Raw genomic sequence first — 27,000 nt, forward strand, 5'->3', positions numbered from 1 at the left:
TGAAACTAGAGGGCGACGCCGACGAGCACCGGCTCCGGCTGCAGGACGAGTCCGAACTCCGCCTGCACACGCCCCTGCACGAAACGTGCGAGCTCAGCGACCTCTTCAGCCGTCGCGCCCCCACGGTTCGTGAGCGCCAGCGCATGCTTCGTCGAGATGCTCGCGCGAGAGCGCGGAAGCGCGAATCCCTTGCGGATCCCGGCCTGCTCGATCAGCCACGCGGCACTGACCTTCACGTCCTTCTGCACGGGCACCGGCGCCGGCACGTACCCGTCGAAGCGCTCCAGCGGAATCACGGTCACGGCGTCGAGGTCAGGCGTCACCGGCCAGCGCGGGCACTCTGGCGGAAGCGTGCGGGCAAAGGCCTCGGAGACGATCGCGTTCTGGAAGAACGACCCGGCACTGTGCGTATCCGCATCCGCCGGGTTCAGCAGCATCCCCTTTGCGGCACGAGTCGCGAGGATCTGATCGCGCACCCAGGCCAACGGAACGGGGTCGTCGCCCTCCAACTGCAGCGCGCGGCGCAGCTGTGCACCCTGCACCTTGCGTCCGGCGTCGCCTACTTCAGCCAGATCGAGCGTGACCGAGAGAATCACGGCGCGCCGCTGTGGCACGTCGCCGTAGTGGTGCTTGAGCACGGAGGTGCGAAAGCCCAGACCCAGCTCGGATGCTGCAGCGACCGTGACGTCACCCGTGGCCTCGTCGATCCACTCGACCTCGACCAGCGTCTCCTGGATCTCCTGCCCGTATGCGCCGACGTTCTGCACCGGCGCAGCTCCCACCGTGCCGGGGATGCCCGACATCGCCTCGACGCCCGCGAGCCCCTCCGCGACCGTGAAGGCGACGAGATCATCCCAGTTGTGTCCGGCCTGCACACGCAGTCGCGTTCGGCCCTCGTGCGGAGACGGCAGCTTCTCGATACCCGACGTCAGCACGCGGATGACCGTGCCCTCGAACGGCTCATCTCCGACGAAGAGGTTGGACCCGCCGCCGAGCACGAGCCACTCGTCACCGTCCGCCCACACCTCGCGCAGCGCATCGACGAGCTCGGCCGTCGTGTGCGCGTCGATCATGCGGGTCGGCGCAGCACCGGTCTGCAGCGTGGTCAGCGACGCGAGCGGAAGCGGCTCGATCTCAGGCATGGTGGTCTCCGGCCCGCCGTCAGGCGAGCGAGTCGGCGGCGACGCGCAGCTGCGCCTTGACGAGCACCGTCGCCTCGGCGTACTTCACGGTCAGGTCGATGCGCACCGCGTCGTCATCCGCGGCAGCGACCTTGGCGCTGATCGTCACGTCGGCACCCGTCTCCGGGTCGACGACGACCGGACGCGTGAAGCGCACACCGTAGTCGAGCACACGTGCCGTACCCGGCAGTGCGGACACGACGACCGACGAGGCGATGCCCATCGTCAGCATGCCGTGGGCCAGCACGCCCGGAAGTCCCACGGCTGCGGCGACATCGTCGCGGTAGTGGATCGGGTTGAAGTCTCCGGATGCTCCTGCATAGCGCACGAGAGATTCGCGGGTCAGGTGCACGGTGCGCTCGGCGATCACGTCGCCCACGACGAGGGTCATTCGGAGTCCTCCCCCACGAGCAGCACGGAGGTCGCGGTGACGACATGCGCACCGGTGGCGTCCGTGATCTCGGCTTCGCTGGTGATCATGGCGTTGCCCGCCATCGTGCGGATGCCCGTGACGCGCAGCTGCGCGCTCAGTTCGTCGCCCGCGACGATCGGCCGCGTGTACGCGAACTTCTGCTCGGCGTGGATCGTGCGTGCGAGCACGATGCCGGAGTCCGCTTCGCCCAGAAGCTGCTGCAGCGTGAGGTCTTGGATGACCATCGCAAAAGTCGGCGGGGCGACGACATCGGCGTGACCGAGCGACTGCGCCGCGGCGACGTCGAAGTGCTGAGGGGCGTCGGCGAAGACGGCGCGCGCGAACTCGCGCACCTTCTCTCGTCCGACGAGGTAGGACGGGGTCGGCGGGAACGTCCGGCCGACGAGTTCGCTGTTCACAGGCACCCCTCGATCCTACCGAGGGGTCCCTGTGTCGCTCCTCCGCGCGCCGGGTAATTTCCCCGGTGCGCGGAGGACTCACGCCGCAGGGCGGGCGGACATCGCCGCACCCAACAGGACGAGCCGCATGCTGCGCTCTGCCGCGTCGCGCAGCAGCTCCTCGCCCTGCTCGACCGCGTGTTCGAGTTGCATGGGCACGGTCAGGATCGATGCGATCGCGGCGATTCCGATGTCGTGGACGGCAGGCGCGCCCTCCCCCAGGGAGCCGGCGATACCCAGTACCGGGACGCCGGCGATGCGAGCGCGCAGGGCGACCTCCGCCGGCACCTTGCCTCGCGGCGTCTGGAAATCGATCGCGCCCTCAGCGGTGATCACGAGATCCGCGGCCGCCATCAGGTCGTCGAGGGATGCGGGCAGCAGATCGCCATCGAGAAGCACCTCGAAGCGCGGTGCCAGTCGGGCGCCCAGAACCGCGGCGAGTCCGGCGCCCAGCCCACCGGATGCCCCGGTTCCCGCACCGGTCCGCACATCCATGAGCCCACCGTGCGGGGTCTGCCGCTCGAGCAGATCCGCCCAGACGTCGAGCGCGTCCGAGAGCTCTTCGACGTCAGCCGGACTCGCTCCCTTCTGCGGCCCGAAGACGCGCGCGACGCCGCGCGGTCCGCACAGCACGTTGTGCACGTTGCACGCGAGGATGATCTCCACCTCGCCGATGCGGGGATGCAGCCCCGCGAGGTCGAGGTGAACGGCATCGCGCAGGTGACGTCCGCCGTGCGGGATCTCCGCACCGTCGCGGTCGAGGATCCGTGCGCCGAGGGCCTGGAGCGCCCCTGCACCTCCGTCGCTGGTTCCTGAATCACCGCAGCCGACGATGATGCGCGTGGCGCCGTCGTCGAGCGCCGCGTCGATCAGCTGTCCGACGCCGTACGTCGTCGTGGCACCGGGATCACGACGATCGCGGGGCACGAGACGCAGCCCTCCCGCGGTGGCCATCTCCACGACAGCAGTTCCGACGGCGGCGCCGCCCAGTCGCGCCCAATGCGCCAGCACCTCATCCCCGACGGGCCCCGTGACGCGAGCCGGAACGAGCGTGCCACCCGTCGCCGTGGCGAGGGCCTCGGCCGTGCCCTCGCCGCCGTCCGGGACGGGGAACTCGTCGACCTGCACACCGGGGATGACGCGGCGCACGCCGGCGGCGATCGCGCGGGCGACACCGGCCGCGTCGAGGCTCTCCTTGAAGCCGCTCGGGGCGACGACGATGCGCTGAGGGATCTGCATGGACATGGTTCCTCCTTTTGTGCCCTTCTTGCGGGCACGACAAGTACCGGGCACAACCCGGATGGTGAAGTTATGAAGGGGTACGTTGCGAGACGTCGCGCGTCAGCGCAGCAGGGGCATCCCCATCGACGGCCAGATGAAGAAGGCGAACGTGCACACGAGCACGAACATCGTCGGAGCCAACAGCGCCGAGAGGCGTCGCAGGTCGGCCGGGCGGAATCCGCCTGGTGCGATCTGGGGATCAGCGAACATCGCCACCGGCTTCGCAGAGCTCGTCAGGGTGTGACAGAAACCTGCCGCGGCCGTCGAGGCGAAGGCGGCGGCCATCGGGTCTACGCCGACGCTCGGCGCGAGGGCGACGACGAGAGGAATGAGGGCTGCGGAGCGGGCCGAACGCGAGGGGATCAGCAGGTGCGCACCGAGCGAGACGGCGACGACGGCGAGCACGAACACGATCGCTCCTGCTTCGCCGAGCCCGGTGAGAGGCGCGAGCGCTGCCTGACCGATCCAGGTCGCCGCCCCGGACGAGGTGAGCGCCGCGGCGAGCGCGAGCGTTGCCGCGAGGAACAGCAGGAGGTTCCAGGGCACCGTCTTCACGGACGCGGCCATGGAGGTGCATCCGATTCCGGGTGTGACCGCCGCAACGGCACCGATCAGCGCGACGAGCGCAGGCGAGATCCCGTGCCACGGTTCCGTGCACCAGAGCGCGATCGCGCCGACGAGCAGGAGGAGCGCGCGCCTCTCGACGGCGGTGAGCGGACCTTGCACCGGCGTGGGCGCGGTGGCGGCGATGTCACCGAGCGAGATCGACAGCGTGGAGCGACGTTCGGCGCGCGACGTGAACCGCAGGAGCACGATCTCGCAGGCGATGTGTGACGAGACGATCGCGAGCGGAAGCCCGAACCACAGCCAGCTGAGGAAGGTGAACTCCTGGCCGGTGGCAGTGCCGACGATCTGACCCGTGATGATGTGGGCACCGGCGCCGAGGAGCGAACCGACGGCGGAGAGCAGGATCACGGTTGGGAAAAGCAGGGCGAGCGCGCGGATGAGGCCTGCGCGTCCGGCGAGCGCCGCGGCGAGCGCCGCGTAGACGGGAACGGCGAGGGCGGCGCGCCCCGACGTGGCCGGCACGGCGAACGTGGTGAGCGTGAGCGCGACGGTCGTGAGATGGAACAGCGCCCGTGGGGTCCGCGCGTGGCGCACGAGCTGTGCGGCGCCGCGGAGTGCGAGTCCCGAGGCGTTGACCGCCGCGGCGATGATGAACGCACCGATGAGCAGCCAGATCGTCTCGTCTCCGAGGGCGGCGAAGAATGTCGTCGACGGCAGCGCGCCGACCGCGATGAGTGCGAGCGCGGCGAGAAGCGCCACAAGGGTGTCGTCGAGCGGTGTGGCGATCCACGCCCACACGGCGAGGAGGAAGACGCCGATCGTGAGGGCGCCGGTGGTCGACAGGGGCGCCCCGGTCATCGCGGACGCGCTGCCCTGTGCCGCGAACAGCACGAGCACGACCGCCGACGCGAGCACGAGGGCGAGCGAGACGATCCGTCCTGAACCCGGGTGGCGGCGCGAGGCACGCGGCGCGGAGGCTGCGACACCCGGCGGTGTCGTCGCGAAACGTGTGCGAGTGACGGTGCTCATCGCAGCCTGTACCCTGCTCCGCGCACGGTCTCGATGCGTTCGGATCCGATCTTCGCGCGCAGCGCCCGCACGTACACGTCGACGACGTTGGACGCGGGATCGAAGTCCATCCCCCACACATGCCCGATGAGCTGATCGCGCGACAGCACCTGCGTCGCGTTCTCGACGAAGACCTCCAGCAGCGCGAACTCGCGGCTCGTGAGGTCGGCAGCGACTCCGCCGACGGTGACGCGGCGCGAGCGGATGTCGACGGTGAGGTCGCCGTGCGAGAGCACGGGTCCGGTGCTGCGCTGTTCGCCATCGCCGATGCGCAGACGCACCCGCGCCAGCAGCTCGGCGAACTGGAAGGGCTTGGTCACGTAGTCGTTCGCACCGCTCTCGAGGCCGCGCACGGTGTCGATCACCGAGTCGCGAGCGGTGAGGATGATCACGGGAGTGCCGACGCCCTCACCGCGCAGGTGGGAGAGCACGGAGAAGCCGTCCATCCCCTGCAGTCCGATGTCGAGCAGGACGAGATCGAACATGCCGCTGCGCGCGAGCAGCAGCGCCGTCTCGCCGTCGGCGGCCTCCGAGGTCTCGTAGCCGGCGGTGTGCAGACCGCGACGCACGAAGGAGGTGATGTGCGGGTCGTCTTCCGCGATGAGGATGTGTCGCATCTCAGAGTCCCTTCTCGGTCGTGACATCAGTTTCCGGAGCGGGCAGGTCGATGCCGAAGGTGGCGCCCTCACCGAAGACGCTGTCGACCCATGCGGCGCCGCCGTGACCGTCCGTGATCGCACGAACGATGGCGAGGCCCAGCCCCGAGCCGGAGCGCGGTGTCGGACCGTTCGTGTCGGCACGTGCGCCGCCGCGCACGAAGCGCTCGAAGATGCGCTCCGCGTCGTCCGGGGCGACGCCGGGACCGGTGTCCTGCACCCAGAGCTGCAGACGGCGATCCATACCAGCGCCCTCGAAGCGCGATCCGATGCGGATGCGGTCGCCGTCGTTCGTGACCTGCACCGCATTCGCCGCGAGTTGGAGGACAGCCTGGGTGACGCGCTGCGGGTCCAGACGCACGGTGCCTTCCGCGACTTCCATGAGCTGCCAGCGACGATCACCCAACGCCTGCGCCTTCGCCTCGATGTCGAGCGTGAGCGTCGCGACATCGCACCCGGCGATGCGCACGAAGTCCGGCTGCTGTGCGCGTGCGAGCACCAGAAGATCGGTGACGATCCGACTCATCCTGCTCAGCTCGTCATTCACGAGGCGCAGCGTCTCGGCGCGCTCCTCCGGGTCATCACTGAGCAGTTCGAGCTGTCCGCGCACCACGGTGATCGGTGTGCGCAGCTCGTGCCCCGCGTCGTCCACGAACTGCTGCTGCGTCGCGTGCAGGCGCTCCAAGCGATCCAGCATCTGATTGAAGGTCGTCGCGACCGCGGCGATGTCGTCGGTGCCCTCGACGGGCACGCGGGTCGTCAAGTCGTGTTCGCTGATGCTCTGCGCGACGCGGTGCACGGCGCGTACCGGGGCGAGGATCTGCCCCGCCACGAGCCACGCGACGCCCGAGCTCAGCAGAATTCCTGCGAAGGCGATGCCGGCGAACGCCGCGACGCCCTCCTCCACTGCGGCCCGGTCGTCGCCGGTCAGCTGCACGATCAGGAGTGCGCCGCTGCGCTCGCCCAGGGTGAAGTCCACGCGCCCCCAGCGCAGGGGGCCGGCAGGCGAGTCCTCTGATGCCCCGGCACGCACGGTCGGCGCGAGCATCTCGGCCGGGATGCTCCTGCCGGGCGTCATGTCCAGCGGATGCTTCTCCTCAGGAGCGACGCCGTCGGCGACCGTGAGCACCTCACCGTCGACGACGCCGACGAGGATCTCGTTCTCGTGCACCGACTGGCGACCCACGAAATCCGCGAGCAGCTTCTCGACCGAGGCGAACGGCTCATCGGTGCCCGCATCGATCCCGGTGTCGATGAAGCGCACGAACTCGGCGGCTTCCTGTTCGATCTCGGTGTTCGCCGCGGTCTCAACACCCGAGAGAAAGAGGCTTCGGCCGATCAGCCCCACGGCGAGCATCGTGAAGACCGTGCTCAGGATGATCCACGCGGTGATCCGCCAGCGGGCGGGCAGCGTGCGGGTGCGCAGGGTCCGCAGCCGCTCGGGCGCGGGAGCTGGAGCGACCGGTGCGGTGACCGGGAGGGGCGCGGTGAGAGGCACGGTGGGCGCGTCAGTCGTCATCGCCTGCTCCGCTGTCGTCGTCATCGTCGTCTCCCGCCGGCGGCGCCGGTGCAGGCGCAGGGGCTGGGGGCGCGGGAGGCGCGGGGGCCGGCACGACGGGCGCAGGAGCCGCCGGAGCGGAAGGAGTGCGCGTGGGCGTCGGGCTCGGCGCCACGACCGGAACCTCGATCACTCGGGTCGGCAGATCCGGAGCATCCGGGATCTGCGCCAGCGCGATCACACCGGCAGCGCACACCACCGGAACGGCGATGAGTGCGCCGGGAAGAAGAAAACGTCGTGCGGAGGACATGTTCTTATCGTGCCCGGCGTTCGTGAGGCTCAGATGAGGAGGAGATGAAGATTCCTTCATCTCCGGATGCGATCAGGGGCGACGGTCGCGGATCGCGCGAAGTGCCAGCTGCGTTCCGATGACGACCAGATATGCCGCGAACAGCATGTTCGCGACGGCCGGGTTGATCAGCGTGGCGATCCAGGCGCCGAGCGCGGTCGTCGCACACGCCGAGAGACCGACGACACCCGCAGCGACCAGGTCGATGTTGCGATGACGCAGGTTGCCGATCGTCCCCGACACCGCGGCCGGAATCATCATGAGCAGCGACGTGCCCTTGGCGACCAGATCGCTCGTTCCGAAGGCGAGCATGAGCACCGGAACCACCACGATGCCCCCGCCGACGCCGATCAGACCGGAGAGAATGCCGGTGAGGACGCCGACGACAACGAGCGCGAGGCCCGAGATCCAGTCGAGCGTGAGCACGGCATCCCGCGACGGAATCACCAGGAACAGACTCACGATAACCAGGACCAGGAAGCCGACGAAGATCCAGCGCAGCACGGTCTGCGACACCCGCGGCAGCAGCCGCGTGCCGATCTGCGCGCCCACGACGGCCCCGACGGCGAGCAGAAGCGCAGGAATCCAGGCGACGGAATCCGAGGCCGCATACGAGAGCACGCCGATGCTCGCGGTGGGCACGATCGCACCCAACGAGGTTCCGGCGGCGAGACGCTGGTTGAATCCCAGCATCAGCACGAGAAGCGGCACGATCACGGTGCCCCCGCCAACGCCGAACAGTCCGGAGAGGAGTCCCGCCGTGAGGCCGATGCCGATCAGGATCGCGTAGCCGCGCACACCCCGCTGCTCGGTCTCTGCGGAATTCACGCGTTCGCCCTCCTCCGGAGTCCGCACCTCGTGTCCGGAGTCCGCCTTCCAGCCTATGCCCGCGCAGGGAACGCAGAAGACCACGAACCCGGGGCACAGGGGTCCGTGGTCTTCTGCGGGTCATCAGGAGTTCTCAGATCTCCGAATCCGCCTTGATCGGCACCGCGATCGATTCCGTGAGTGCCTGCTCGTATCGACGCTGGCGACGCTTCAGCCACAGACCGCCCGCGATCAGCAGGATCAACACGCCGTAGGCGCTCGCGGCGAAGGGCTGCGTCACCAGCGTCGTCAGGTCTCCCTGACTGATCTGCAGGGCACGGCGCAGCTGCGCTTCACCCATCGGACCGAGGATCATGCCGACCACGAGAGGTGCGATCGGGTACCCGTAACGCCGCATGAAGTAGCCGAGGACACCGATGATCAGGAGGATCAGGATGTCGATCGTCGAGAAGTTCAGCGCGTAGGCGCCGAACACGGCAAACACCAGGATGCCCGCATACAGGTACGGTCGCGGGATCTGCAGCAGCTTGACCCACATGCCGACGAGCGGCAGGTTCAGCACGAGCAAGATGACGTTGCCGATGTAGAGGCTTGCCACGAGTGCCCACACGAGGGCCGGCTGGTTGGTGAACAGCTGCGGCCCGGGCTGGATGCCATACGACTGGAATGCCGTGATGATGATCGCGGCGGTTGCCGTCGTGGGAAGACCCAGCGTCAGCAGGGGCACGAGCACACCGGCGGCCGCGGCGTTGTTCGCCGCTTCCGGACCGGCCACTCCCTCGATCGCGCCGCGACCGAACTCGTCCTTCCGCGTGGAGAGCTTGCGCTCCGCCGCGTAGGAGAGGAACGTCGCGACGTCCGCGCCGCCGGCGGGGATCGTGCCGATCGGGAATCCGATCGCCGATCCGCGCAGCCACGGCTTCCAGGACCGCCTCCAGTCCTCACGGGTCATCCAGCTGCGCCACCCACGGGTCACCGGGATGAGCGCGATCGGACCGCGTCGCAAGCGGGCGGCGATGTAGAGGCTCTCACCGACGGCGAAGAGACCGACGGCGACCAGGACGACATCGATGCCGTCGGCAAGCGCGGGGACGCCGAGCGTGTAGCGCTGCTGGCCGGAGAGGATCTCGGTGCCCACGAGCCCGAGGAACAGACCGACACCGAGCGACACCATGCCGCGCGACACCGAGGAGCCCAGCAGGGCTCCGACCGTGATGAAGGCGATGACGATCAGCGCGACGTAGTCCGCGGGGCCCAGATTCACGGCGAATCGCGCGAGCACCGGGGCGAGCAGCGTCAGGCCGATGGTCGCGATCGTGCCCGCGATGAACGAGCCGATCGCGGCGGTCGCGAGAGCGGCGGCACCGCGTCCGAGCTTGGCCATCTTGTTTCCCTCGATCGCTGTCACGATCGAGGCGGATTCGCCGGGGGTGTTGAGCAGGATCGATGTGGTCGAGCCGCCGTACATGCCGCCGTAGTAGATGCCGGCGAACGTGATGAGCGCGGCCGCGGGCTCCAGCGTGTAGGTGAGCGGCAGCAGCAGCGCGACCGTCATCGCGGGCCCGATCCCGGGGAGCACACCCACGGCGGTGCCGAGAAGCACACCCAGGAACGCGAACACGAGGTACTGCGGCTGCAACGCCGTCGCGAAGCCCTCGAGCAGAAGAGTCCAGCTATCCATCAGAACATCCCTCCCAGCCAGCCGAAGAGCGGGCCCCACGGCAGCGACAGACCCAGCAGTCCGCCGAACACGATCTGCACGCTGAGCGCGACGAGGAGGCCAACGAGGAAGGCCATCCACCAGCGCTTGGCACCGAGCGACCAGGCCACGCCGCCGAACAGGATCGCCGCAGAAGGCGCCCAGCCGATGGGTTCGAGCAGGAGCAGATGCGCGACGATCAGGGCGACGATCTTCGCGAGCGTGAGCCAGTCGGTGGACATCGACTCGTCGATGTCCTCACCCTCTTCGAGCTCCACACGCTGGCCGCGGAAGATTCCTACGATCACCGCCGCCGACGCGGCGAGGAGGAGGATCGAGACGACCAGCGGGAAGACGGTCGGTCCCACCTGCGCGCCCACGGGCACGCGAATACCGAAGACTCCGACCAGGGCGAAGACCCCGAGTGTGAGCATGAGAACGGCGAACACCAGCTCGCCGATGGGGAGGGAAGCACGAGACCGTGCGGGCCGACTTTCCTCGGCCCGCACGGTGTCAGGTCCCGTCCCCGGAGACCCAGCAATCATTTCAACCAACCAGACCGATGTTCTTCAGGGTCGCCGAGACATCCATGATGTTCGTCTTCAGGAACGAGTCGAACTCCGAGCCGATCAGGAACGCATCGTTCCATCCGCGCGTCTCGAGCTCCGACGTCCATGCGTCGGTCTCGTGCAGCTCCGTCACAACCCGCTCGAGTTCCGCACGCGTCGCGTCGTCGATGCCACCCGGTGCGATCACGCCGCGCCAGTTGGTGAGGACGACATCGATGCCCTCGTCCGTGATCGTCGGGGTGTCGGGCAGCTGCTCGACCGGGTTCTCCGACGAGACGGCGAGCGCGCGCATGTCGCCCGACTCGATGTGCTGGACGAACTCGCCGACGCCGGAGATGCCTGCGGAGACCTGGTTGCCGATGATGAGGGCTGTTGCCTCGCCCCCACCCGAGTTCGGGATGTAGTTCAGCTTCGTCGGGATCTCCTCGGCCTTGAGACCGGATGCCTCGAGCACCAGGCCCGCAAGGATGTGGTCGGCGCCACCGGCCGAGCCGCCCGTGATCGACACGGCCTGCCCGTTGGCGACGATGTCGTCGACGAGGTCGTCGAGCGTCTTGTACGGCGACGCCGCGGGAACGACGATGACCAGCGGCTCGTCGGTCAGACGGGCGATCGGGGTCGTGTCCTCCAGGCGCACCTTCGACGCGTTGGTCTCCACAGCGCCCACCATGACGAGGCCGGTCACCATGAGAGTGTTCTGCTTCTTCTCGTTCGCGAGCGATGCGAGACCGACGGTGCCACCGGCACCGCCGATGTTCGTGACGGGCGCGCTCGACACGATGCCGTCACCGGTCAGAACCTGGGCGATCGCACGCCCGGTCTGGTCCCAGCCGCCGCCCGGGTCGGCCGGAACGACGATGTTGACGTCCGTGATCGCTTCGGCTTCGGGCGCGTCGCCCTTCTCCGGGGCGGCGGGTGTCGTGCCTCCGGCGCAGGCCGTCAATGCCAGCGCTCCGGCCGCGATGATGGCGGCCAGGCTGACCGTCCGCTTCGTTGCAGTTCTCATGCACTCCTCCTCGAGTGGCTCGTGATGCTGAGCTACAACGTAGAAGGAGAAATCCGCGCTCCTGAGTATCCGAAACTATTGCTCGGCCTTTCGGAACTATTGATCACGGAAGGGCTCTTCGGGCGCTTGGGGCCCGCTCCCCGACCGGTCAGAATAGAGCCGTGGCCTCAAAGATGACGCTACGAGCACAGTTTCTCGTACTTCAAGCACTGATTGTGTGTGTGGTGACCCTCGCGGCCGGAATCATCACCGGCGTCCTGCATGAGCAGGCGATCCGCGACGCGTACAAAGACCGGATGCAGGCGGTGGCGCAGTCCATCGCAGGCCTCCCCACGGTGATCAATGCCTTCGATGACGCGGACCCTTCGCGCGTGATCCAGCCGATCGCCGAGGTCATCCGCGAAGCATCCGATCTCGCGTACGTGGTGATCGCCAATGAAGAGGGCATCCGCTACTCGCACCCGAACCCCGACCGCATCGGTGAGCGGGTCTCCACCGACCCGTCCATTCCGCTCGCGGGTGAGATCTATGTCGGTACCCAGACCGGAACCCTCGGCACCACGTGGCGGGTGAAAGTCCCGGTGTTCGACAGCGGCGAGGTGATCGGCACGGCATCGGTGGGCATCCTCGAGAGCGAGCTGAACGAGGAGTTCGTCAACAACCTCTTCTGGCTCACCGGCGCGATGGTGACGGCCGCGATCATCGGCGTATTCGGCTCCACCTGGGTCACCTCGATCATCCGCCGTCGCATCTACCGCCTGGAACCTCACGAGATCGCCGCCCTCGTGAAGAACCGGGAGACGACCATGCACCGGCTGAGCGAGGGCGTGATCGTCGTCGAGCACGACGGAATGATCAGCCTCGTCAACGACGCCGCCGCCGATCTGCTCGACTCCACCGCAGACCAGCTCACCGGAGCGCACGTCGACGATGCGCTGCCCGCCGAGCTCGTCCGGATCCTCAACGAGGGTGAGTCCGCGGGAAGCCCTGTCATCATCGGGCCCCGTGTGATCGTCGCGCGCAGCACGGGCGCACGCGTGGATGGCGAAGCATCCGAGGCGACGATCCTGCTGCGCGACCACACCGAGCTCCACGATGTCGTGCGCCGCGTCGATGCGGCCGACGCGATCATCGCTTTCCGTGAGCGCCAGGGACTGCCGAAGGGCCTCAGCGCAGAGACGCTGGACCGCGTTGCAGCCGCGCTCGCCCAGCATCCGGATGCCTCGGCATCGGAGGTGGGCGACGCTCTCGGAATCTCCCGGGTGAGCGCGCGCCGCTACCTGGAGCATCTCGCGAGCATCGGCCGCGCGACACGCGCCCTGGACTACGGCACGAAGGGACGCCCCAGCACGCGCTACCGGATGCTGGATGCGACCACCGGTCCGACGGTCGTCCCTCGCTAACACCTTCCCACTGTCGCTTCAACCCCCGTGGCCACGCGACGGCGCGGGGTTAGTGTCAGATCTCCACAGAGAGAAGGTGACGACATGAGCACACGACCCGACTCGCCAGCCCCCTCCGACCCCGAGGACTCCGGTGCGCCGACGACCGACGACGAGGCGCCCCTGGGCGGCAGCGAGGTGACCGAGGAAGAGCTGGAAGCCGATATCGCCGTCGAGGAGGACACCCTCAAGACGCTCGAGGGTGAGGCCCCGACGGGCTGAGGTCAGCCCGCGGTCTGCGGCAGGCCGACTTTCGCCTTCGCCCAGGACCGTCCGCGGGTGTCTTTGAGGATGTCGTACTCGACGTCGACGTGCGGCTCGATCGCGCTGTACTTGTCATTCGGCGCGCCGATGATGAGCTGGAAGCCCAGACCCCTCCAGGCGCCGATCGCGCGCTTGGTGAAGTGCGCGTCGGCCTTGATGAGGGCCTCGTCCATGAACACCGGAGCGTAGCGCGGGCGCTCTGCGCCGGCGTCGCCGAGCTGGTAGCGCAGGGCCGCCCCGACGATGAAGGCGACGAGCTCCTGCGATTCGCCACCCGACTTCTCACCGATGTGGTCGTAGAGAGCCACATGCTGCTTCGTCTGGGCGTCGATCCGCTCCGCACTCACGCGCACGTGGTTGCGCACGTCGATCAGCTCGGCGAAGTCGGGGGCGGTCCGGCGCATGCGCCCGATCAGTCGCGACATCCGCGCGTAGGCGTGCTCACGCTCAGCATCCGTCGTCGCATCTTCGATCAGTGCGCGCACCTCGCGAAGGTCGCGGCGGAAGCGCTTGCGGGGCTCGGAGGTGTTCTCCCGCGGCGAGATCTGCAGGCGATGCGCATCGTCGTAGAACGGCAGAGCCTCCATGATGCGGTTGATGGGGTCGATCCGCTCCTTGATCTCCCGCAGCGACCGGCTCAGCGTGGAGTCCAGGCTCGTCAGGTCATTGCCCGAGAGCTTGAGCAGGCTGTCGCGCCACTCGTTCTCCAGCTCGTGCAGGCCACTCGTCTTCAGGGTCTCGAGGATGCGCTCGAACTCCCCCACCGAGGCATCCGGATCCGGGAGCAGCGCCAGGCTCGGCCAGCGTTCCAAGAAGCCACGCATCAGACGCTGCATGCTGTCGCGCTGCTCGGCGTGTGTATCCGCCGCGGTGCGCCTGTCGTCGCTGAGGCGCTGCGCGGCGGACCCGACGGCGAGATCGAGGCGGGCGAGCCGCGCGGATGCGCTCTCCTGCGCCTCCTCCTCGGCGAGCATGAAACGGTCATCGAGGAAGCGCGACTGGACGGCGTCGAGGGCGATCTCGGCGGCCTCTGCCGCGTCGATCACGCTCTGGCATGCGTCCACATCGTCGGTGACATCGCCCCAGCGCTTCTCGACCTGGTCGCGCTCGACGCTCGTCGCACCGATCTCACCGTTGAGTCGCGCTGAGCGGGCCTTGAGCTCTTCGGTCTCTGCGCGCAGACGTGCGATCTCAGGGTTGGCGTCGGTGACTTCGGTCTCCACGGCGATCCAGCGATCCCGTTCAGCTTCGACGGCCGCGACGTCCACCTGGTCCCAGGTGAGGTCCTTGATGCGCTGGAAGATCGCGGCACGGCGCTCGATGCCGTCGAGCGCCGCCTCGGCGTTGCGCACGGCGCCCGCGGCGGCGTCGACCTTGCCACGCAGGCGTTCGAGCTGCCCGTCGAGGTCGCGAAGGCGTCGCTCGTTCGAGAAGCCGAGCACGTTCTCTCGCCCGTGTCCTCCGTGCGCGCCGCGGCTCCCCTGCGACATCTGACCGGCGATCGTCAGAGCCATACGGTGCTCGCCCAGCTGCGCGGACGAATCGACGCACACGAAGGCGAACCGCTCGTCGAGGCGCTGCTGCAGCCAGCCCGTGAACGTGGAGTCGCGATACTCCAGACGTCCGGGCATCGTGGTGACATCGCCGGATCTCGTCTGCGCGAGTCCGGACTGGATCCCCTCGTATCGCAGACGCACAGGCGTGCGCACGGTGTCGATCGCCGCGCGGAACGCGGGCAGGTGGGCCTCGTCGATGAGCAGTGTGGTGGCGAAGCCGCCGAGTGCGAGGTTGAACGCTTCGCGCCACGGCTCGAACTCCGTGCGCACCTCGATCAGCTCGCCGACGAACGGCAGATCCGAGGGTTCCAGGCCTGCGGCGCGGGCGAGCAGCGCACGTGAGTCGTCGAGGGCGGAGGGGATGCTGCCGCGAACACGGCTCCCCTTGTCGCGTTCGTCCTCGATCGCGGCGAGTTCTCGGGCCAGACGGGCACGGGTCGATTCCGCCTCAGCGAACTCCGCGCGAGCCGCGCGCCGACCGGCTGCGTCGCTCGTGGCTTCTGCGGCACGTCCGAGCAGCGCATCGAACTGCTCGCGGGTCGTGATCTCCTCGTCCAGTTCGTTCAGATCGGCGTCGAAGCGCTCCCGCTCTCGCCTGACCTCGCTGAGACGACGTTCGACCCCGCGCAGCTCGCGCTGCGCGGTCTCCAGGCGGTCACCGCCGGACTGCCGCAGGACATCCAGGCGTCCCTCCCGCTCGGCGTCGGCCGCGGCGGCAAGCGCGCGCTTCTCCCGCAGTTCCAGGTCGAGGGCCCGGGTGCGGTCGCGCAGCTCCGTCTCGACCTCGCGCAGCAGATCCAGTCGCCGCTGTGCACGCCAGAGCGACGCGCGAGAAGCGGGCTGCGAGAAATCGCCGACCTCGTCGATCAGACGGACGCGCTCGGCGGCGGTCTCGATCCGCTCCTGGATGCCGCGGATCGGCTCCAGCGCACTCACCTGCTGGCGTGCTGTGAGCATGCTCGTGCGGGTGCTCTCCAGTTCGTCGAAGTGCGCGACGACCGCGTCGGCGGTGGCCATCGTCTCGGGCTCTTCGAGCACGAGCTTCTTGTACAGGTCGTCGACGGTGGTGATCTGCTGACCGGCCTGGATGCGTGAGAGCAGGCTCACCGCCTTCGCGCCCGAGCCTGCGGCTCCGATGCCCAGCACCGCGTGCAGTCGCGCGGAGAACTCTCGGTCGGTGCCGAGCGTCTCCAGGCCCAGCGCGCGCAGCGCGGGCTCCGCGAGGCGCTGCGCCGCAGCACCATCGAGCAGGGAGAGGTCGAACGCCGCGGCGGTCGTCGCACGCACGCGCACGGTGTCTTCGAGCGTGCGCGCGCCGGCCGGGATGTACCATGCGCGAAGGGCGGTGAAGCGTGCGTCGTCATGGTCACGCCAGGTCATGGCGATGGCGGTCCAGGTGTCTTCGCCGTCGCCCCGGAGCACGCGCAGCTTCGTGCCCTCGTCGGTGCGCGATTCGTCGAGCTTGCCGCGACCGTAGGAGAGGATGTTGCGCTGCTCCTCGCCGCGCGGGCGCCCGGTGACGCCGCCGTTCGAGGCACCGTTGAAGGGCGTCGTGTGCGGCATCATGAGCGCGATATAGGCGTCCATGAGCGTGGACTTGCCGGAGCCGGAGCCGCCGCAGAGCAGCGTCGCGTTGGGCGAGAAGCGCACAAGGTGCGGACCACCGTCGTAGCCGCCCCAGTTCACGAGCTGCAGATCTTCTGCGACCCACTGCTGTCCGCGCGACTCGGCGGGAATCAGCCCGAAGAGGGTGTCGATCATCGTCACAGCGCGCCCGCTTCCACGAGGTCATCGGCATCGTTCGATGCGTGTTCTTCGGCGCCCTCAGGCGCAGCATCCGCGGTGTCCTTCTCGGCCTGCCGTGCGCGCAGCCAGTCCCGGAGCTCGGCGAGCTTCTCGGCGCTCAGCACGACCTCGACGAGCGAGCTGATCCGGTAGCGTCCGGTCGTCTCCTCGTCGATGATCCCCTCACGGTCGAGGCGCTCCATGGCATTGCGGATGGCCTTCTGCTGGCGGGCCGTGCTGCCGTCGACCTCGGCGAAGTAGCTGAGCACCGTCTGCTCGACGTCTTCGATGTCGATGCGCGGTGAGGATTCGCCCGCAGCGGATTCGCGCTGATAGACGGTGCGCAGGTGCACGAGCACGAGCGTCTCGGCACGCGTGTACGGCGCGTCCTTGAGCAGGATCGGCACATCGAGCTCGTCGGACCGCACCTGCTGCTTGTATGCGAGACCGCGGGTATGGTCGACGACGAGACGCAGGAAGAGGTCGTTCAGCCGTGACTCGACGATCTGGTGGTGGTCGCGCAGCAGCGCCCACTCCCGGCGGTTGCGCTCGGCAGAGAGGAAGCGACGCTGCAGGATCAGGACGAGCACGCGGCGCACCTCGGCGTCGAGGGTTCCGCGGTCACCGGCGAAGAGGTCGTCAGGGTCGTCCTCCATCGCCACGGGGGCGATGAAGGCGTCGTCCGTCGAGGTTCCGACGGCGGATGCCTCGTCCCGCCCAGACTCGACGGTGGCGGTCTCCTCGGGACGCTGCTCCTCGGTTTCCGGCTCAGTCATGCTGTTCCTCCTTGTGCGTGCGGGCAGTCACGGCGCCGAACGCGAAACGTCGGGTGGTGCCGTCAGGACGCAGGGCTTCCACGATCGAGACGCCCTCCCCCTCGGCTAGGCCGTTGCGATGGGCGATCTCGAGCATTCCGAGAAGGTCCACGGGACGGCGGGTGTCGTCATCGACGCCGGCGAACGCGTCCGCCAGGTCGAACTCCTCTCCGAGACCGGCGAGGTACGCCTCGATCTCGGCGTAGCGGGGGCCTCCCCATGCGCGGGTGTCGGCGTCAACGAATTCGACGTCGTCGGCGTCGGTGAGCGGCGCTGGGGTGCCCGGCGGGCGGATGTCACTGATGGACTGGCGGAGGTGCCCGAGGTCGAGACGCGGCAGGCTGCGCACGGGGTCGACGATGTGGCTGCCGGAGGTGTCGCGGGTCCAGGCGTGCAGGCCGGAGATCACGTCGCGCAGCAGATCATCGACCTGGCGATCGCGCAGCGGGTCGTGGGTCTTCACCTGCCCGGTGATGACGTGCGAGGCGCGCCGCTGCGCTGCCAGCACCTCTTCGACGCCGAGTTCGACGCGACGCCCGATCGCGTCAAGTTCGGCGCGCTGGGCGGCATCGAGTCGCTGCGAGAAGGGCTGGCGCAGCAGCACATGCAGCTGGTCGGTGAGGGCGTCGATGCGGTCGGCATCTCCGATGAGGCGGAGCGCTCCGGAGAACGCACGTCCCTCAGGGGTCGACTGCATGACGTCTTTGGCGCGCTGCAGGTATTCGCGCAATACCTCGCCGGTGGGACGCTCGTCGCGGCGGAGATGGGCGACGACATCGCGCTGCATGGCTTTGAGGGACTCCGCGACGCGGGTGAAGTCGGCGGGCAGCTCACGCGCGAGGTGCAGGACGTTCTCGGCTTCTTCGAGCAGCTCCTCGTCGTCGAGCGGAGCGAGATCGCCGAGTTCCGCGCGAGCGATCTCGGCGTCGATTGCGTCGCGCTCTGCCGTGAGGCGTACAAGACGGCGGATGGGGTCGGCCTCGGCGTTGTCGGACAGGTTCTCGACCGCTTCGAGGAGCGTGCGGATGCGGGAGTTGGAGACGCGGGTGCGGCCGGCGCCGGTGCGTCCGGTGATCTCGAGCGCTTCGACGGCGTGGGCGGAGAGACGGTATACCTCGACATCGTCGTCGATCTGCTGCACGAGCCAGCCGACCTTCGCCCAGGTGCGGCAGACTTCGCGTCCGCTGCCGGAGGGCAGTCGCCGCTCTTCATCGTCGTGACCGGCGGAGCGGAGTTCGTCGAGGATCTCGGCGACTTCGGCATGCGCGTCGGCGATCGCGACAGAGGGCCGATCGGCGGTGAAGAGGATCGAGAGGGCGGCGACCACGAAGGGCGCGAACCGCCCGTGCAGGAGATCGAGGGTCGGGGTTCTAAACGCCGCGAGAGAGCGGGAGTATGCCGCCTCGGCACGCGTATCAGTCACCGGATCAATCTTATCGGGGAGCGGTCCAACGGCTGAATTGGGCCCGTCCTGCGGCGGACCCTCAAACGACAAAACCCCCGGAAATCCGGGGGTCCTAGTCTGTAGCAGGAGCGGGGCTTGAACCCGCGACCTCACGATTATGAGTCGTGCGCTCTAACCAGCTGAGCTACCCTGCCGCGAGGCATCCGTTCACAGAGGAGAAGAATGCTGCGAGCCCCGAGTCAGGATTGAACTGACGACCCCTTCCTTACCATGGAAGTGCTCTGCCACTGAGCTATCGGGGCGATGCCGTATTTTTGGCAACCAGATGAGAATAGCACTCTCCGGCGTTCTCGCTAAATCGAGGCTACTTCCGCCCGGCGTTGGCCATCATCCACGGCAGAGGATCGATGGTGGAGCCGTTCACGATGAGCTCGAAGTGCAGGTGGGCGCCGTAGGAACGACCGGTGTTGCCCGTCAGCCCGACGATGTCGCCGACCTTCACCACGTCTCCGGTCTGCAGACGCTGCGAGCCGTACTGCATGTGCGCGTAGTGGCTCGTGATGAGCTGTCCGTCGATGACGTGATCGATGTAGGTTCCGACGCCGTAGCCGCCGTCGGACTCTGTCGCGAGACGCACGACGCCGTCGGCGATCGCCTGAATCGGTGCGCCTTCACCCGGGACCAGGTCGATACCGGCGTGCAGCTGTCCCCAGCGCGGGCCGTACGGCGAACTCATCGCCACACCGACGACGAAGGGCCACTGGATCGACGCGTTCGGGTCGTTCGTATACAGCGAGTCGGAGTAGCGGATGCCCTGCTCGGCGGCGAGATCGGCTCTCGAAATGGTCGAGAACCCGGCTGCGCCGGTGAGCGCCTCGTTCTGCACCGCGGTCGGCGCCACAAAGGCCTGGATCTCACCCTGTTCTGTCTTGCTGCTCCCCGCAGACGGCCCCTGCGCGACCAGCGAGGTTGTCGACGCCAGCGAGGCACCCTGCGCCGCAGCGACAGCCTCGGCCGGAAGCGTCATCGACACGGCGAGGAGACCTGCGATCCCCATGACGCCGGCGCTCGCACCGATCGTGACCATCTTGCGCAGCGCACCCACACGGGGGCGCTGCGGCACGACATGTTCTGACGTCGCTGCGGGGTCGGCCGATGCCGACCGGTGCCGCGGGAGGGATGGGCCAGCCGACTCGGGAGCGGCGGAAGCGAAAAGCTGGGAGGCTGCGGCGAAGACGTCGTACTCGACCTCCGGCGCCGTCGCGGGCGCGTCTTCGACGACCTGAGTGGGAACGGTGGCGGGTTCGGAGACCGGCGCGGCGACGGGGGTCACCGTGACCGTGGGTCGCGCTGCCGCTCTTGCCCGTGTGCGCGTCGTCGGCGCATCGTCTGATCGCGCCGACGGCGCGGAAGGGGTTGGCTTCGGCTCGTCCGACGGATCAGCGACGGCCTGCGCAGCCGCAAGAGCGGATGCGGCGATCAACGTCTGTGCGGCGGCGACCCCGTCGACCGTGTCGAGCTGCTGTGCCGAGGGGGATGCAGAAGTGGCGTCCTGACGTCGTGAACGACGCGTGAGAGGCGCGGGAGCCACGACGGCCGCGGGCGTCTCGAGCTGCTGTTCCTGCGAAGTCTCCGGAGTCTCCGGCGCACCGGAGGTCGGGAGGCGACGAGAACGGCGCGTGGGCGCAGACTCCGTCGCGGGGGATTCGAAGGGCAAAACGTTTCTCTCGGGGTTGGGCCGTATCGGGGCGGCTCAGTGGGTGGTACACCCCTCGTTATTCGGGTAACGAAGGTAACGATCGGATAAACACTACATGCATCGTCCTGGGAATGCCATGTGCACGTCGGCGTGCTGTGGATTGTTTCCGCGCACGTCGGTGCGGGGCCTCGTGCGGGTGCTCATTCTGCATCGAAGATCCGTCTGCGGAGCTCCGTGACCACACCCGCGGCGCCTGCGAGATTCATCCGCCGCGCCGCTGACTGCTCGGGCCGGGAGAACACTCCCCCCGCCTCCTGCACGATGAGAGACCCGGCCGCGAAGTCCCACGGCTGAAGACCGCGTTCGAAGTAGCCGTCGAGCCGCCCGGCGGCGACGAACGAGAGATCGAGCGCCGCGGATCCGCCGCGACGCAGATCGCGCGCCATCGGCATGACGCGGCCCACGGTGGCGAGATCTCCGGCGTGCGTCGCGGGGTCGTATCCGAATCCGGTCGCGAGCAGAGCACCGGCGGCCGAGGGCTCGGCAACGTGTATGCGTCGGCTGTTGAGCTGGGCTCCTCCGCCGTTCGCAGCGGAGAAGGTCTCGCCCAGCACGGGAGCATGAACCGCGCCCGCGAGCGGAACCCAGGTATCGGGGTCCGGGCTGCCCTGCACGACCGCGATGCTCACGGCATAGAGGGGAATACCCGACGCGTAGTTGACCGTGCCGTCGATAGGATCAATGACCCACGTGATGTCCGTCGCCCCCGCCGACGTGCCTGACTCCTCGCCGAGGAATCCCTCTCCGGGCCGTTCGGTGCGCAGTCGATCACGGATCAGCGCCTCCACTTCGCGGTCAGCGTCAGTGACGATATCCGCGAGCGTTGACTTCGTCGCGGCCAGCGCGACGCCCGCGGCACGACGCTGACGCGCGAGCTCCCCTGCCTCTTGAGCAATGTCGACGGCCAGTTGCCGATAGGCCTCCGGGTTCATCACCGGGGCGGTTCAGGGGCGGTGTCGTCGGTAGACGGGGCGGAAGGCGCCGGCGGGGCCGGAGGCGCGGGCGACACAGGTGGGACCGGAGGCGCGGGCGGTGCGGGAGGCGCCGGCGGGAACGCGGGCGTCGTCGGCTGCACCGGTGCATCCGCTCCGCTCTGCTCAGTCACGTGCACGGGAGGCCCGGGCGGAGCCGAAGGAGCCATAGCCGCCTGCGGAGCGCCGACGTGCGTCTGCGGGTCGTAGTTCCATTCGAGCTGCGGGGTGGGCACGCCGGTGTAGTAGGCGTTCCAGTCGGGCGAGCCGTCGTGGAGGGCTGGCAGCGGCGTGACACCGTCTGCGAACATCGGCCACGGCGCAAGCTGCGCTGCGGCGCTCACGGGCCGCGCTGGCTTCGGCTTCTTCGGAGCGAAGAGTGCGTTGAGCAGCGGAATCAGCGTCGTACCGACCGCCGTGAGAATCGCGAGCGCGACGACGATTCTCCAGTAGAGGTCGGCGTACTCGAACGAGCGCGGGAACGTGAGGAAGAAGACCAACAGGCCGACGAGCCCGGCAAGGAACACCTGGGTCAGGATCGTGATCACTCGGGTGAACGTCGTCACATACCTCTGAGAAGCCTTCGTGAACAGACGCACGTGAAGGAGCGCGAGTTGCAGTACGCCGATCGCGAGGATCAGGAACCAGAACCGTTCGGCGGGATCGAAGTAGCCGTAGCCGTACCGCTGATCTTCCGGGAGCCAGATCTTGACTGCGCCGACGAGCAGGGCGATGATCCATGACACCATGCTCAGCAGGGCCAGCCAGTCGGGTCGGTTCGGCGCGAGGCTCGCTTCGAGAATCGCGATACCCGCAAACCCCGCCAGCAGCAGAATCGTGAGGAAGGCGCGGCCGATCAGTCCTTCCTGATCGCCGATCAGCACCCAGACGACGCACACGAGCGCCGCTGCGATCAGCGCGCCGATGGCGATCCACAGCGAGCCGCGAATCAGCAGGGACATGTCAGGCTTGGACTCTTGCTGCGATGGGGCAGTCATGACGCGATCTCTCCTCCGGTCACCTTCGTGGCCTCAATCTTCGCATGCGTTGCGAACGATGCTCGTGTGGCACCCGCCTCGGTGGAAAGCCCTCAGAATCCCCCTCCTGTGGAGAGATCGATGGTCGCCGATGACAGCGCTGAACGTCAGGAGCGCCGCGCGGCCGAAGCCGCAGCGAACGCCGCCACCCGTGCCTGCGCTTCCGCACGGTCGAAGGATGTTCCGATCATCCGCGCCTCCTCGGAGAGCTGCTCCGCGAAAGAGCGGGCCGGCTGAGAACGGATGAGGCGCTTCGCCTCGCCATACGCACGGTAGGCGCCCTGCAGCCAGAATGCCGCGACGGCCTCCGCCCGTTCACGTACCGCTGCGGCGATCGCCGCGGCGTCTTCTGCGTCGACGGCTTCGGCGACGAGACCCCATTCCACGGCTTCCTCGGCGGAGAGCAGACGGTCCTGGAGCACGAGCTGCAAGGCACGACGCTCTCCCACTGCTCGCGCCAGCTGCGCGGACACAGACAGATCGGGCGTGAGCCCGATGTTGGCATATAGGCTTCCGAGCTTGGAGTTGCTGCCGACAATCGCGTAGTCACTGCAGAGAAGAATTCCGAGCCCACCTCCCGCGGTGGTTCCGTGCGCGGCAGCGACCACCGGGATGGGCGATTCGACGAGCGCGCGGATGCCACTGTTGATGACGCCAGCGAGCGCCGTGATCTCGGCACCAGAGCCCATGCTCTGTGCCATGTCGAGCACGTCACCGCCCGCACAGAACGACGGACCGGCGCCCTCAAGAAGAATCACGCCGACGGATGGATCCGCGACGACGGCGGTCGTGGTCTCCGCCCAGGCATGCGCGAGCTCGCTGTTGAAGGCGTTGAGCCGCTGCGGCCTGTTCAGCGTGATCCGTGCAAGACCGTCGGTCACGGTGCAGAGAAGCGGAGCGGTCATGAAACCTCCATACGAGCGTGCGTGCGAAGCCTCGAGCACAGCACACGCGTCATGCCACGCTCATCGGGGCACATCCAGCATAAGCGGATGATGCACCGTGCGCGTTAACGCAAAAGAGCCACCCAGCGATGGGTGGCTCTTTTACAAAAGAAGTCCGGCGGTGTCCTACTCTCCCACAGGGTCCCCCCTGCAGTACCATCGGCGCTGTGAGGCTTAGCTTCCGGGTTCGGAATGTGACCGGGCGTTTCCCTCACGCTATGGCCGCCGAAACACTATTGATGTTTCAATCAAAACCTTAGCAACACAATACATGTTGTGTTGAAGGTGGTTCTCGACCGTACATCGAGAACCACTCAGTGGACGCAAGCACCAAAAACGGTGTGTTATCAAGTCATCGGCTTATTAGTACCAGTCAGCTGCACGTGTTACCACGCTTCCACATCTGGCCTATCAACCCAGTAGTCTGGCTGGGAGCCTCTCGCCCGAAGGCATGGAAGTCTCATCTTGAGGCCGGCTTCCCGCTTAGATGCTTTCAGCGGTTATCCATTCCGAACGTAGCTAATCAGCGGTGCTCCTGGCGGAACAACTGACACACCAGAGGTTCGTTCAACCCGGTCCTCTCGTACTAGGGTCAAATCCTCTCAAACTTCCTACGCGCGCAGCGGATAGGGACCGAACTGTCTCACGACGTTCTAAACCCAGCTCGCGTACCGCTTTAATGGGCGAACAGCCCAACCCTTGGGACCTACTCCAGCCCCAGGATGCGACGAGCCGACATCGAGGTGCCAAACCATGCCGTCGATATGGACTCTTGGGCAAGATCAGCCTGTTATCCCCGAGGTACCTTTTATCCGTTGAGCGACAGCGCTTCCACAAGCCACTGCCGGATCACTAGTCCCGACTTTCGTCCCTGCTCGACCTGTCAGTCTCACAGTCAAGCTCCCTTGTGCACTTACACTCGACACCTGATTACCAACCAGGTTGAGGGAACCTTTGGGCGCCTCCGTTACTTTTTGGGAGGCAACCGCCCCAGTTAAACTACCCACCAGGCACTGTCCCTGAACCGGATTACGGTTCGAAGTTAGATATCCAGAGTGACCAGAGTGGTATTTCAACAATGACTCCACAAGAACTGGCGTCCCTGCTTCAAAGTCTCCCACCTATCCTACACAAGCCACACCGAACACCAATACCAAGCTGTAGTAAAGGTCACGGGGTCTTTCCGTCCTGCTGCGCGTAACGAGCATCTTTACTCGTAGTGCAATTTCGCCGAGTTCGCGGTTGAGACAGTTGGGAAGTCGTTACGCCATTCGTGCAGGTCGGAACTTACCCGACAAGGAATTTCGCTACCTTAGGATGGTTATAGTTACCACCGCCGTTTACTGGGGCTTAAATTCTGAGCTTCGCCGAAGCTAACCCGTCCTCTTAACCTTCCAGCACCGGGCAGGCGTCAGTCCGTATACATCGTCTTGCGACTTGGCACGGACCTGTGTTTTTAGTAAACAGTCGCTACCCACTAGTCTCTGCGGCCACCAAACGCTTTCGGAGCAAGTCCTAATACGTCGATGGCCCCCCTTCTCCCGAAGTTACGGGGGCATTTTGCCGAGTTCCTTAACCACGATTCTCTCGATCTCCTTGGTATTCTCTACCTGACCACCTGAGTCGGTTTGGGGTACGGGCAGCTAGAACCTCGCGTCGATGCTTTTCTCGGCAGCATAGGATCACCCACTTTTTATCCGCATCGTGTCTCAGCCTACGTGAACGGCGGATTTGCCTACCGTTCGGCCTACGCACTTGCACCAGGACAACCATCGCCTGGCTTGGGCTACCTTCCTGCGTCACACCTGTTAATACGCTAACCGCACCAGCATGGGGTCGCGCGCTCCACCAAACGATGCCACCCGAAGGTGACGGTGTCTGGCTTTGGGCGCTTAGCACCACTGGATTAGCTTGGGCGGTTCTTCGCCGGTACGGGAATATCAACCCGTTGTCCATCGACTACGCCTGTCGGCCTCGCCTTAGGTCCCGACTTACCCAGGGAAGATTAGCTTGACCCTGGAACCCTTGGTCTTTCGGAGGACGTGTTTCTCACACGTCTTTCGCTACTCATGCCTGCATTCTCACTCGTGTAGCCTCCACGGCTGGTTTACACCGCCGCTTCGCTGGCCACACGACGCTCTCCTACCCATCAACACGGCTGGACCACGAAGGCCTACCAATAATGTCAATGCCACAACTTCGGTGGCGTGCTTGAGCCCCGTTACATTGTCGGCGCGGAATCACTTGACCAGTGAGCTATTACGCACTCTTTCAAGGGTGGCTGCTTCTAAGCCAACCTCCTGGTTGTCTAAGCAACTCCACATCCTTTCCCACTTAGCACGCGCTTTGGGACCTTAGTTGGTGGTCTGGGTTGTTTCCCTCTCGACTATGAAGCTTATCCCCCACAGTCTCACTGCTGCGCTCTCACTTACCGGCATTCGGAGTTTGGCTGACGTCAGTAACCTTGTAGGGCCCATCGGCCATCCAGTAGCTCTACCTCCGGCAAGAAACACGCAACGCTGCACCTAAATGCATTTCGGAGAGAACCAGCTATCACGAAGTTTGATTGGCCTTTCACCCCTATCCACAGCTCATCCCCTCAGTTTTCAACCTAAGTGGGTTCGGTCCTCCACGCGCTCTTACACGCGCTTCAACCTGGCCATGGATAGATCACTTCGCTTCGGGTCTAGGACATGCGACTGAATCGCCCTATTCAGACTCGCTTTCGCTACGGCTACCCCACACGGGTTAACCTCGCCACATATCGCTAACTCGCAGGCTCATTCTTCAAAAGGCACGCTGTCACCCCTACTAAGGAGGCTCCAACGGTTTGTAAGCAAACGGTTTCAGGTACTATTTCACTCCCCTCCCGGGGTACTTTTCACCTTTCCCTCACGGTACTTGTCCGCTATCGGTCATCTGGGAGTATTTAGGCTTATCAGGTGGTCCTGACAGATTCACACGGGATTTCTCGGGCCCCGTGCTACTTGGGATACTCTCCACGCCAGAACACGCATTTCGACTACGGGGTTGGCACCCTCTATGACCGGCCTTTCAAGACCGTTCGTCTATACGCTTCTGTAACGTCGGACCTTCGGCAGAAGATCCAGGTGAGTCCCACAACCCCGAACATGCAACGCCTGCCGGCTATCACACATGCTCGGTTTAGCCTGATCCGGTTTCGCTCGCCACTACTAACGGAATCGCGGTTGCTTTCTCTTCCTGTGGGTACTGAGATGTTTCACTTCCCCACGTTCCCTCTACCCGCCCTATATATTCAGGCGGGAGTCACTAGGTCGGCACGCCGCCCAGCGGGGTTTCCCCATTCGGACACCCTCGGATCAAAGTGTGCTTATCCACTCCCCGAGGCTTATCGCAGATTGCTACGTCCTTCTTCGGCTCCAGATGCCAAGGCATCCACCGTTTGCTCTTAAAGACTTGAAATCACAT

The 27,000-nt window shown here is 66.6% G+C and carries 21 protein-coding genes, 2 tRNA genes and 2 rRNA genes; 2 read left to right on the top strand and 23 right to left on the bottom strand.

Features of this window, described 5'->3' with window-relative positions; translation table 11 throughout:
* Window positions 1–5: 5 nt before the first annotated feature.
* The 12 genes from JOD62_RS03745 to JOD62_RS03800 form a co-directional block, all read right to left on the bottom strand.
* The gene (locus JOD62_RS03745; protein WP_204937977.1) at window positions 6–1,142 is read right to left on the bottom strand and encodes a UDP-N-acetylmuramate dehydrogenase; all 1,137 of its coding nucleotides are present in this window, start codon (window positions 1,140–1,142) and stop codon (window positions 6–8) included.
* A gap of 19 nt (window positions 1,143–1,161) precedes the next feature.
* Window positions 1,162–1,572 carry a MaoC/PaaZ C-terminal domain-containing protein gene (locus tag JOD62_RS03750; RefSeq protein WP_204937978.1) on the bottom strand — a complete coding sequence of 137 codons (411 nt, stop codon included), beginning with the start codon at window positions 1,570–1,572 and terminating at the stop codon, window positions 1,162–1,164.
* The gene (locus JOD62_RS03755) at window positions 1,569–2,018 is read right to left on the bottom strand and encodes an FAS1-like dehydratase domain-containing protein (RefSeq protein WP_204937979.1); all 450 of its coding nucleotides are present in this window, start codon (window positions 2,016–2,018) and stop codon (window positions 1,569–1,571) included. The genes JOD62_RS03750 and JOD62_RS03755 overlap by 4 nt, the downstream gene beginning before the upstream one ends.
* Before the next feature lie 72 nt (window positions 2,019–2,090).
* Window positions 2,091–3,296, bottom strand: coding sequence for a glycerate kinase family protein (locus tag JOD62_RS03760; protein WP_204937980.1), 1,206 nt, complete (start codon window positions 3,294–3,296; stop codon window positions 2,091–2,093).
* Window positions 3,297–3,392: 96 nt separating this feature from the next.
* A complete protein-coding gene (locus tag JOD62_RS03765; RefSeq protein ID WP_204937981.1) occupies window positions 3,393–4,928 on the bottom strand; it encodes an SLC13 family permease in 1,536 nt (511 codons plus the stop codon).
* Entirely contained in the window at window positions 4,925–5,584 is a 660-nt protein-coding gene (locus JOD62_RS03770) for a response regulator transcription factor (protein ID WP_204937982.1), read from the bottom strand. The genes JOD62_RS03765 and JOD62_RS03770 overlap by 4 nt, the downstream gene beginning before the upstream one ends.
* A gap of 1 nt (window position 5,585) precedes the next feature.
* The gene (locus JOD62_RS03775) at window positions 5,586–7,166 is read right to left on the bottom strand and encodes a sensor histidine kinase (protein ID WP_204937983.1); all 1,581 of its coding nucleotides are present in this window, start codon (window positions 7,164–7,166) and stop codon (window positions 5,586–5,588) included.
* Window positions 7,132–7,431, bottom strand: a complete 300-nt coding sequence (locus tag JOD62_RS03780) for a hypothetical protein (RefSeq protein WP_204937984.1) — start codon at window positions 7,429–7,431, stop codon at window positions 7,132–7,134. The genes JOD62_RS03775 and JOD62_RS03780 overlap by 35 nt, the downstream gene beginning before the upstream one ends.
* 72 nt (window positions 7,432–7,503) lie before the next feature.
* Window positions 7,504–8,298 carry a sulfite exporter TauE/SafE family protein gene (locus tag JOD62_RS03785; RefSeq protein WP_204937985.1) on the bottom strand — a complete coding sequence of 265 codons (795 nt, stop codon included), beginning with the start codon at window positions 8,296–8,298 and terminating at the stop codon, window positions 7,504–7,506.
* A 133-nt stretch (window positions 8,299–8,431) separates the two neighbouring features.
* Window positions 8,432–9,979 (bottom strand): tripartite tricarboxylate transporter permease, encoded by a 1,548-nt coding sequence (locus JOD62_RS03790; protein ID WP_204937986.1) that lies wholly within the window; start codon window positions 9,977–9,979, stop codon window positions 8,432–8,434.
* Window positions 9,979–10,446: a tripartite tricarboxylate transporter TctB family protein gene (locus JOD62_RS03795; protein ID WP_271171607.1), complete on the bottom strand. Its 468-nt coding sequence runs from the start codon at window positions 10,444–10,446 to the stop codon at window positions 9,979–9,981. The genes JOD62_RS03790 and JOD62_RS03795 overlap by 1 nt, the downstream gene beginning before the upstream one ends.
* A 97-nt stretch (window positions 10,447–10,543) precedes the next feature.
* On the bottom strand, window positions 10,544–11,572 hold the full coding sequence (locus JOD62_RS03800; RefSeq protein ID WP_204937988.1) for a Bug family tripartite tricarboxylate transporter substrate binding protein: 1,029 nt from the start codon (window positions 11,570–11,572) through the stop codon (window positions 10,544–10,546).
* A 224-nt stretch (window positions 11,573–11,796) separates the two neighbouring features.
* Between JOD62_RS03800 and JOD62_RS03805 the strand changes: the two genes are divergently transcribed.
* Both JOD62_RS03805 and JOD62_RS03810 read left to right on the top strand, forming a co-directional pair.
* On the top strand, window positions 11,797–12,975 hold the full coding sequence (locus JOD62_RS03805; protein ID WP_271171608.1) for a PAS domain-containing protein: 1,179 nt from the start codon (window positions 11,797–11,799) through the stop codon (window positions 12,973–12,975).
* An 84-nt stretch (window positions 12,976–13,059) separates the two neighbouring features.
* Window positions 13,060–13,236, top strand: a complete 177-nt coding sequence (locus JOD62_RS03810) for a hypothetical protein (RefSeq protein WP_204937990.1) — start codon at window positions 13,060–13,062, stop codon at window positions 13,234–13,236.
* Window positions 13,237–13,238: 2 nt separating this feature from the next.
* Here the strand turns inward: JOD62_RS03810 and JOD62_RS03815 are convergent, their stop codons facing one another.
* From JOD62_RS03815 to JOD62_RS03865, 11 genes are all read right to left on the bottom strand, one after another.
* On the bottom strand, window positions 13,239–16,601 hold the full coding sequence (locus JOD62_RS03815; RefSeq protein ID WP_204937991.1) for an ATP-binding protein: 3,363 nt from the start codon (window positions 16,599–16,601) through the stop codon (window positions 13,239–13,241).
* On the bottom strand, window positions 16,598–17,395 hold the full coding sequence (locus JOD62_RS03820) for a DUF4194 domain-containing protein (protein WP_204937992.1): 798 nt from the start codon (window positions 17,393–17,395) through the stop codon (window positions 16,598–16,600). The genes JOD62_RS03815 and JOD62_RS03820 overlap by 4 nt, the downstream gene beginning before the upstream one ends.
* On the bottom strand, window positions 17,388–18,857 hold the full coding sequence (locus tag JOD62_RS03825) for a DUF3375 domain-containing protein (protein WP_204937993.1): 1,470 nt from the start codon (window positions 18,855–18,857) through the stop codon (window positions 17,388–17,390). The genes JOD62_RS03820 and JOD62_RS03825 overlap by 8 nt, the downstream gene beginning before the upstream one ends.
* A gap of 102 nt (window positions 18,858–18,959) precedes the next feature.
* Window positions 18,960–19,033, bottom strand: a tRNA-Met gene (locus tag JOD62_RS03830).
* Window positions 19,034–19,069: 36 nt separating this feature from the next.
* Window positions 19,070–19,141: transfer RNA gene (locus JOD62_RS03835), tRNA-Thr, on the bottom strand.
* A 62-nt stretch (window positions 19,142–19,203) separates the two neighbouring features.
* Window positions 19,204–20,556, bottom strand: coding sequence for a M23 family metallopeptidase (locus tag JOD62_RS03840; RefSeq protein WP_204937994.1), 1,353 nt, complete (start codon window positions 20,554–20,556; stop codon window positions 19,204–19,206).
* 182 nt (window positions 20,557–20,738) lie between these two features.
* Window positions 20,739–21,530, bottom strand: coding sequence for an inositol monophosphatase family protein (locus JOD62_RS03845; RefSeq protein WP_204937995.1), 792 nt, complete (start codon window positions 21,528–21,530; stop codon window positions 20,739–20,741).
* Window positions 21,530–22,567 carry a hypothetical protein gene (locus JOD62_RS03850; RefSeq protein ID WP_204937996.1) on the bottom strand — a complete coding sequence of 346 codons (1,038 nt, stop codon included), beginning with the start codon at window positions 22,565–22,567 and terminating at the stop codon, window positions 21,530–21,532. The genes JOD62_RS03845 and JOD62_RS03850 overlap by 1 nt, the downstream gene beginning before the upstream one ends.
* 146 nt (window positions 22,568–22,713) lie before the next feature.
* The gene (locus JOD62_RS03855; RefSeq protein WP_204937997.1) at window positions 22,714–23,511 is read right to left on the bottom strand and encodes an enoyl-CoA hydratase/isomerase family protein; all 798 of its coding nucleotides are present in this window, start codon (window positions 23,509–23,511) and stop codon (window positions 22,714–22,716) included.
* Window positions 23,512–23,663: 152 nt separating this feature from the next.
* Window positions 23,664–23,780, bottom strand: a 5S ribosomal RNA gene (gene rrf, locus JOD62_RS03860).
* Window positions 23,781–23,893: 113 nt separating this feature from the next.
* Window positions 23,894–26,994, bottom strand: a 23S ribosomal RNA gene (locus tag JOD62_RS03865).
* Between the last annotated feature and the right edge of the window lie 6 nt (window positions 26,995–27,000).

The organism is Microbacterium keratanolyticum (assembly GCF_016907255.1).
Taxonomy (GTDB): Bacteria; Actinomycetota; Actinomycetes; order Actinomycetales; family Microbacteriaceae; genus Microbacterium; species Microbacterium keratanolyticum.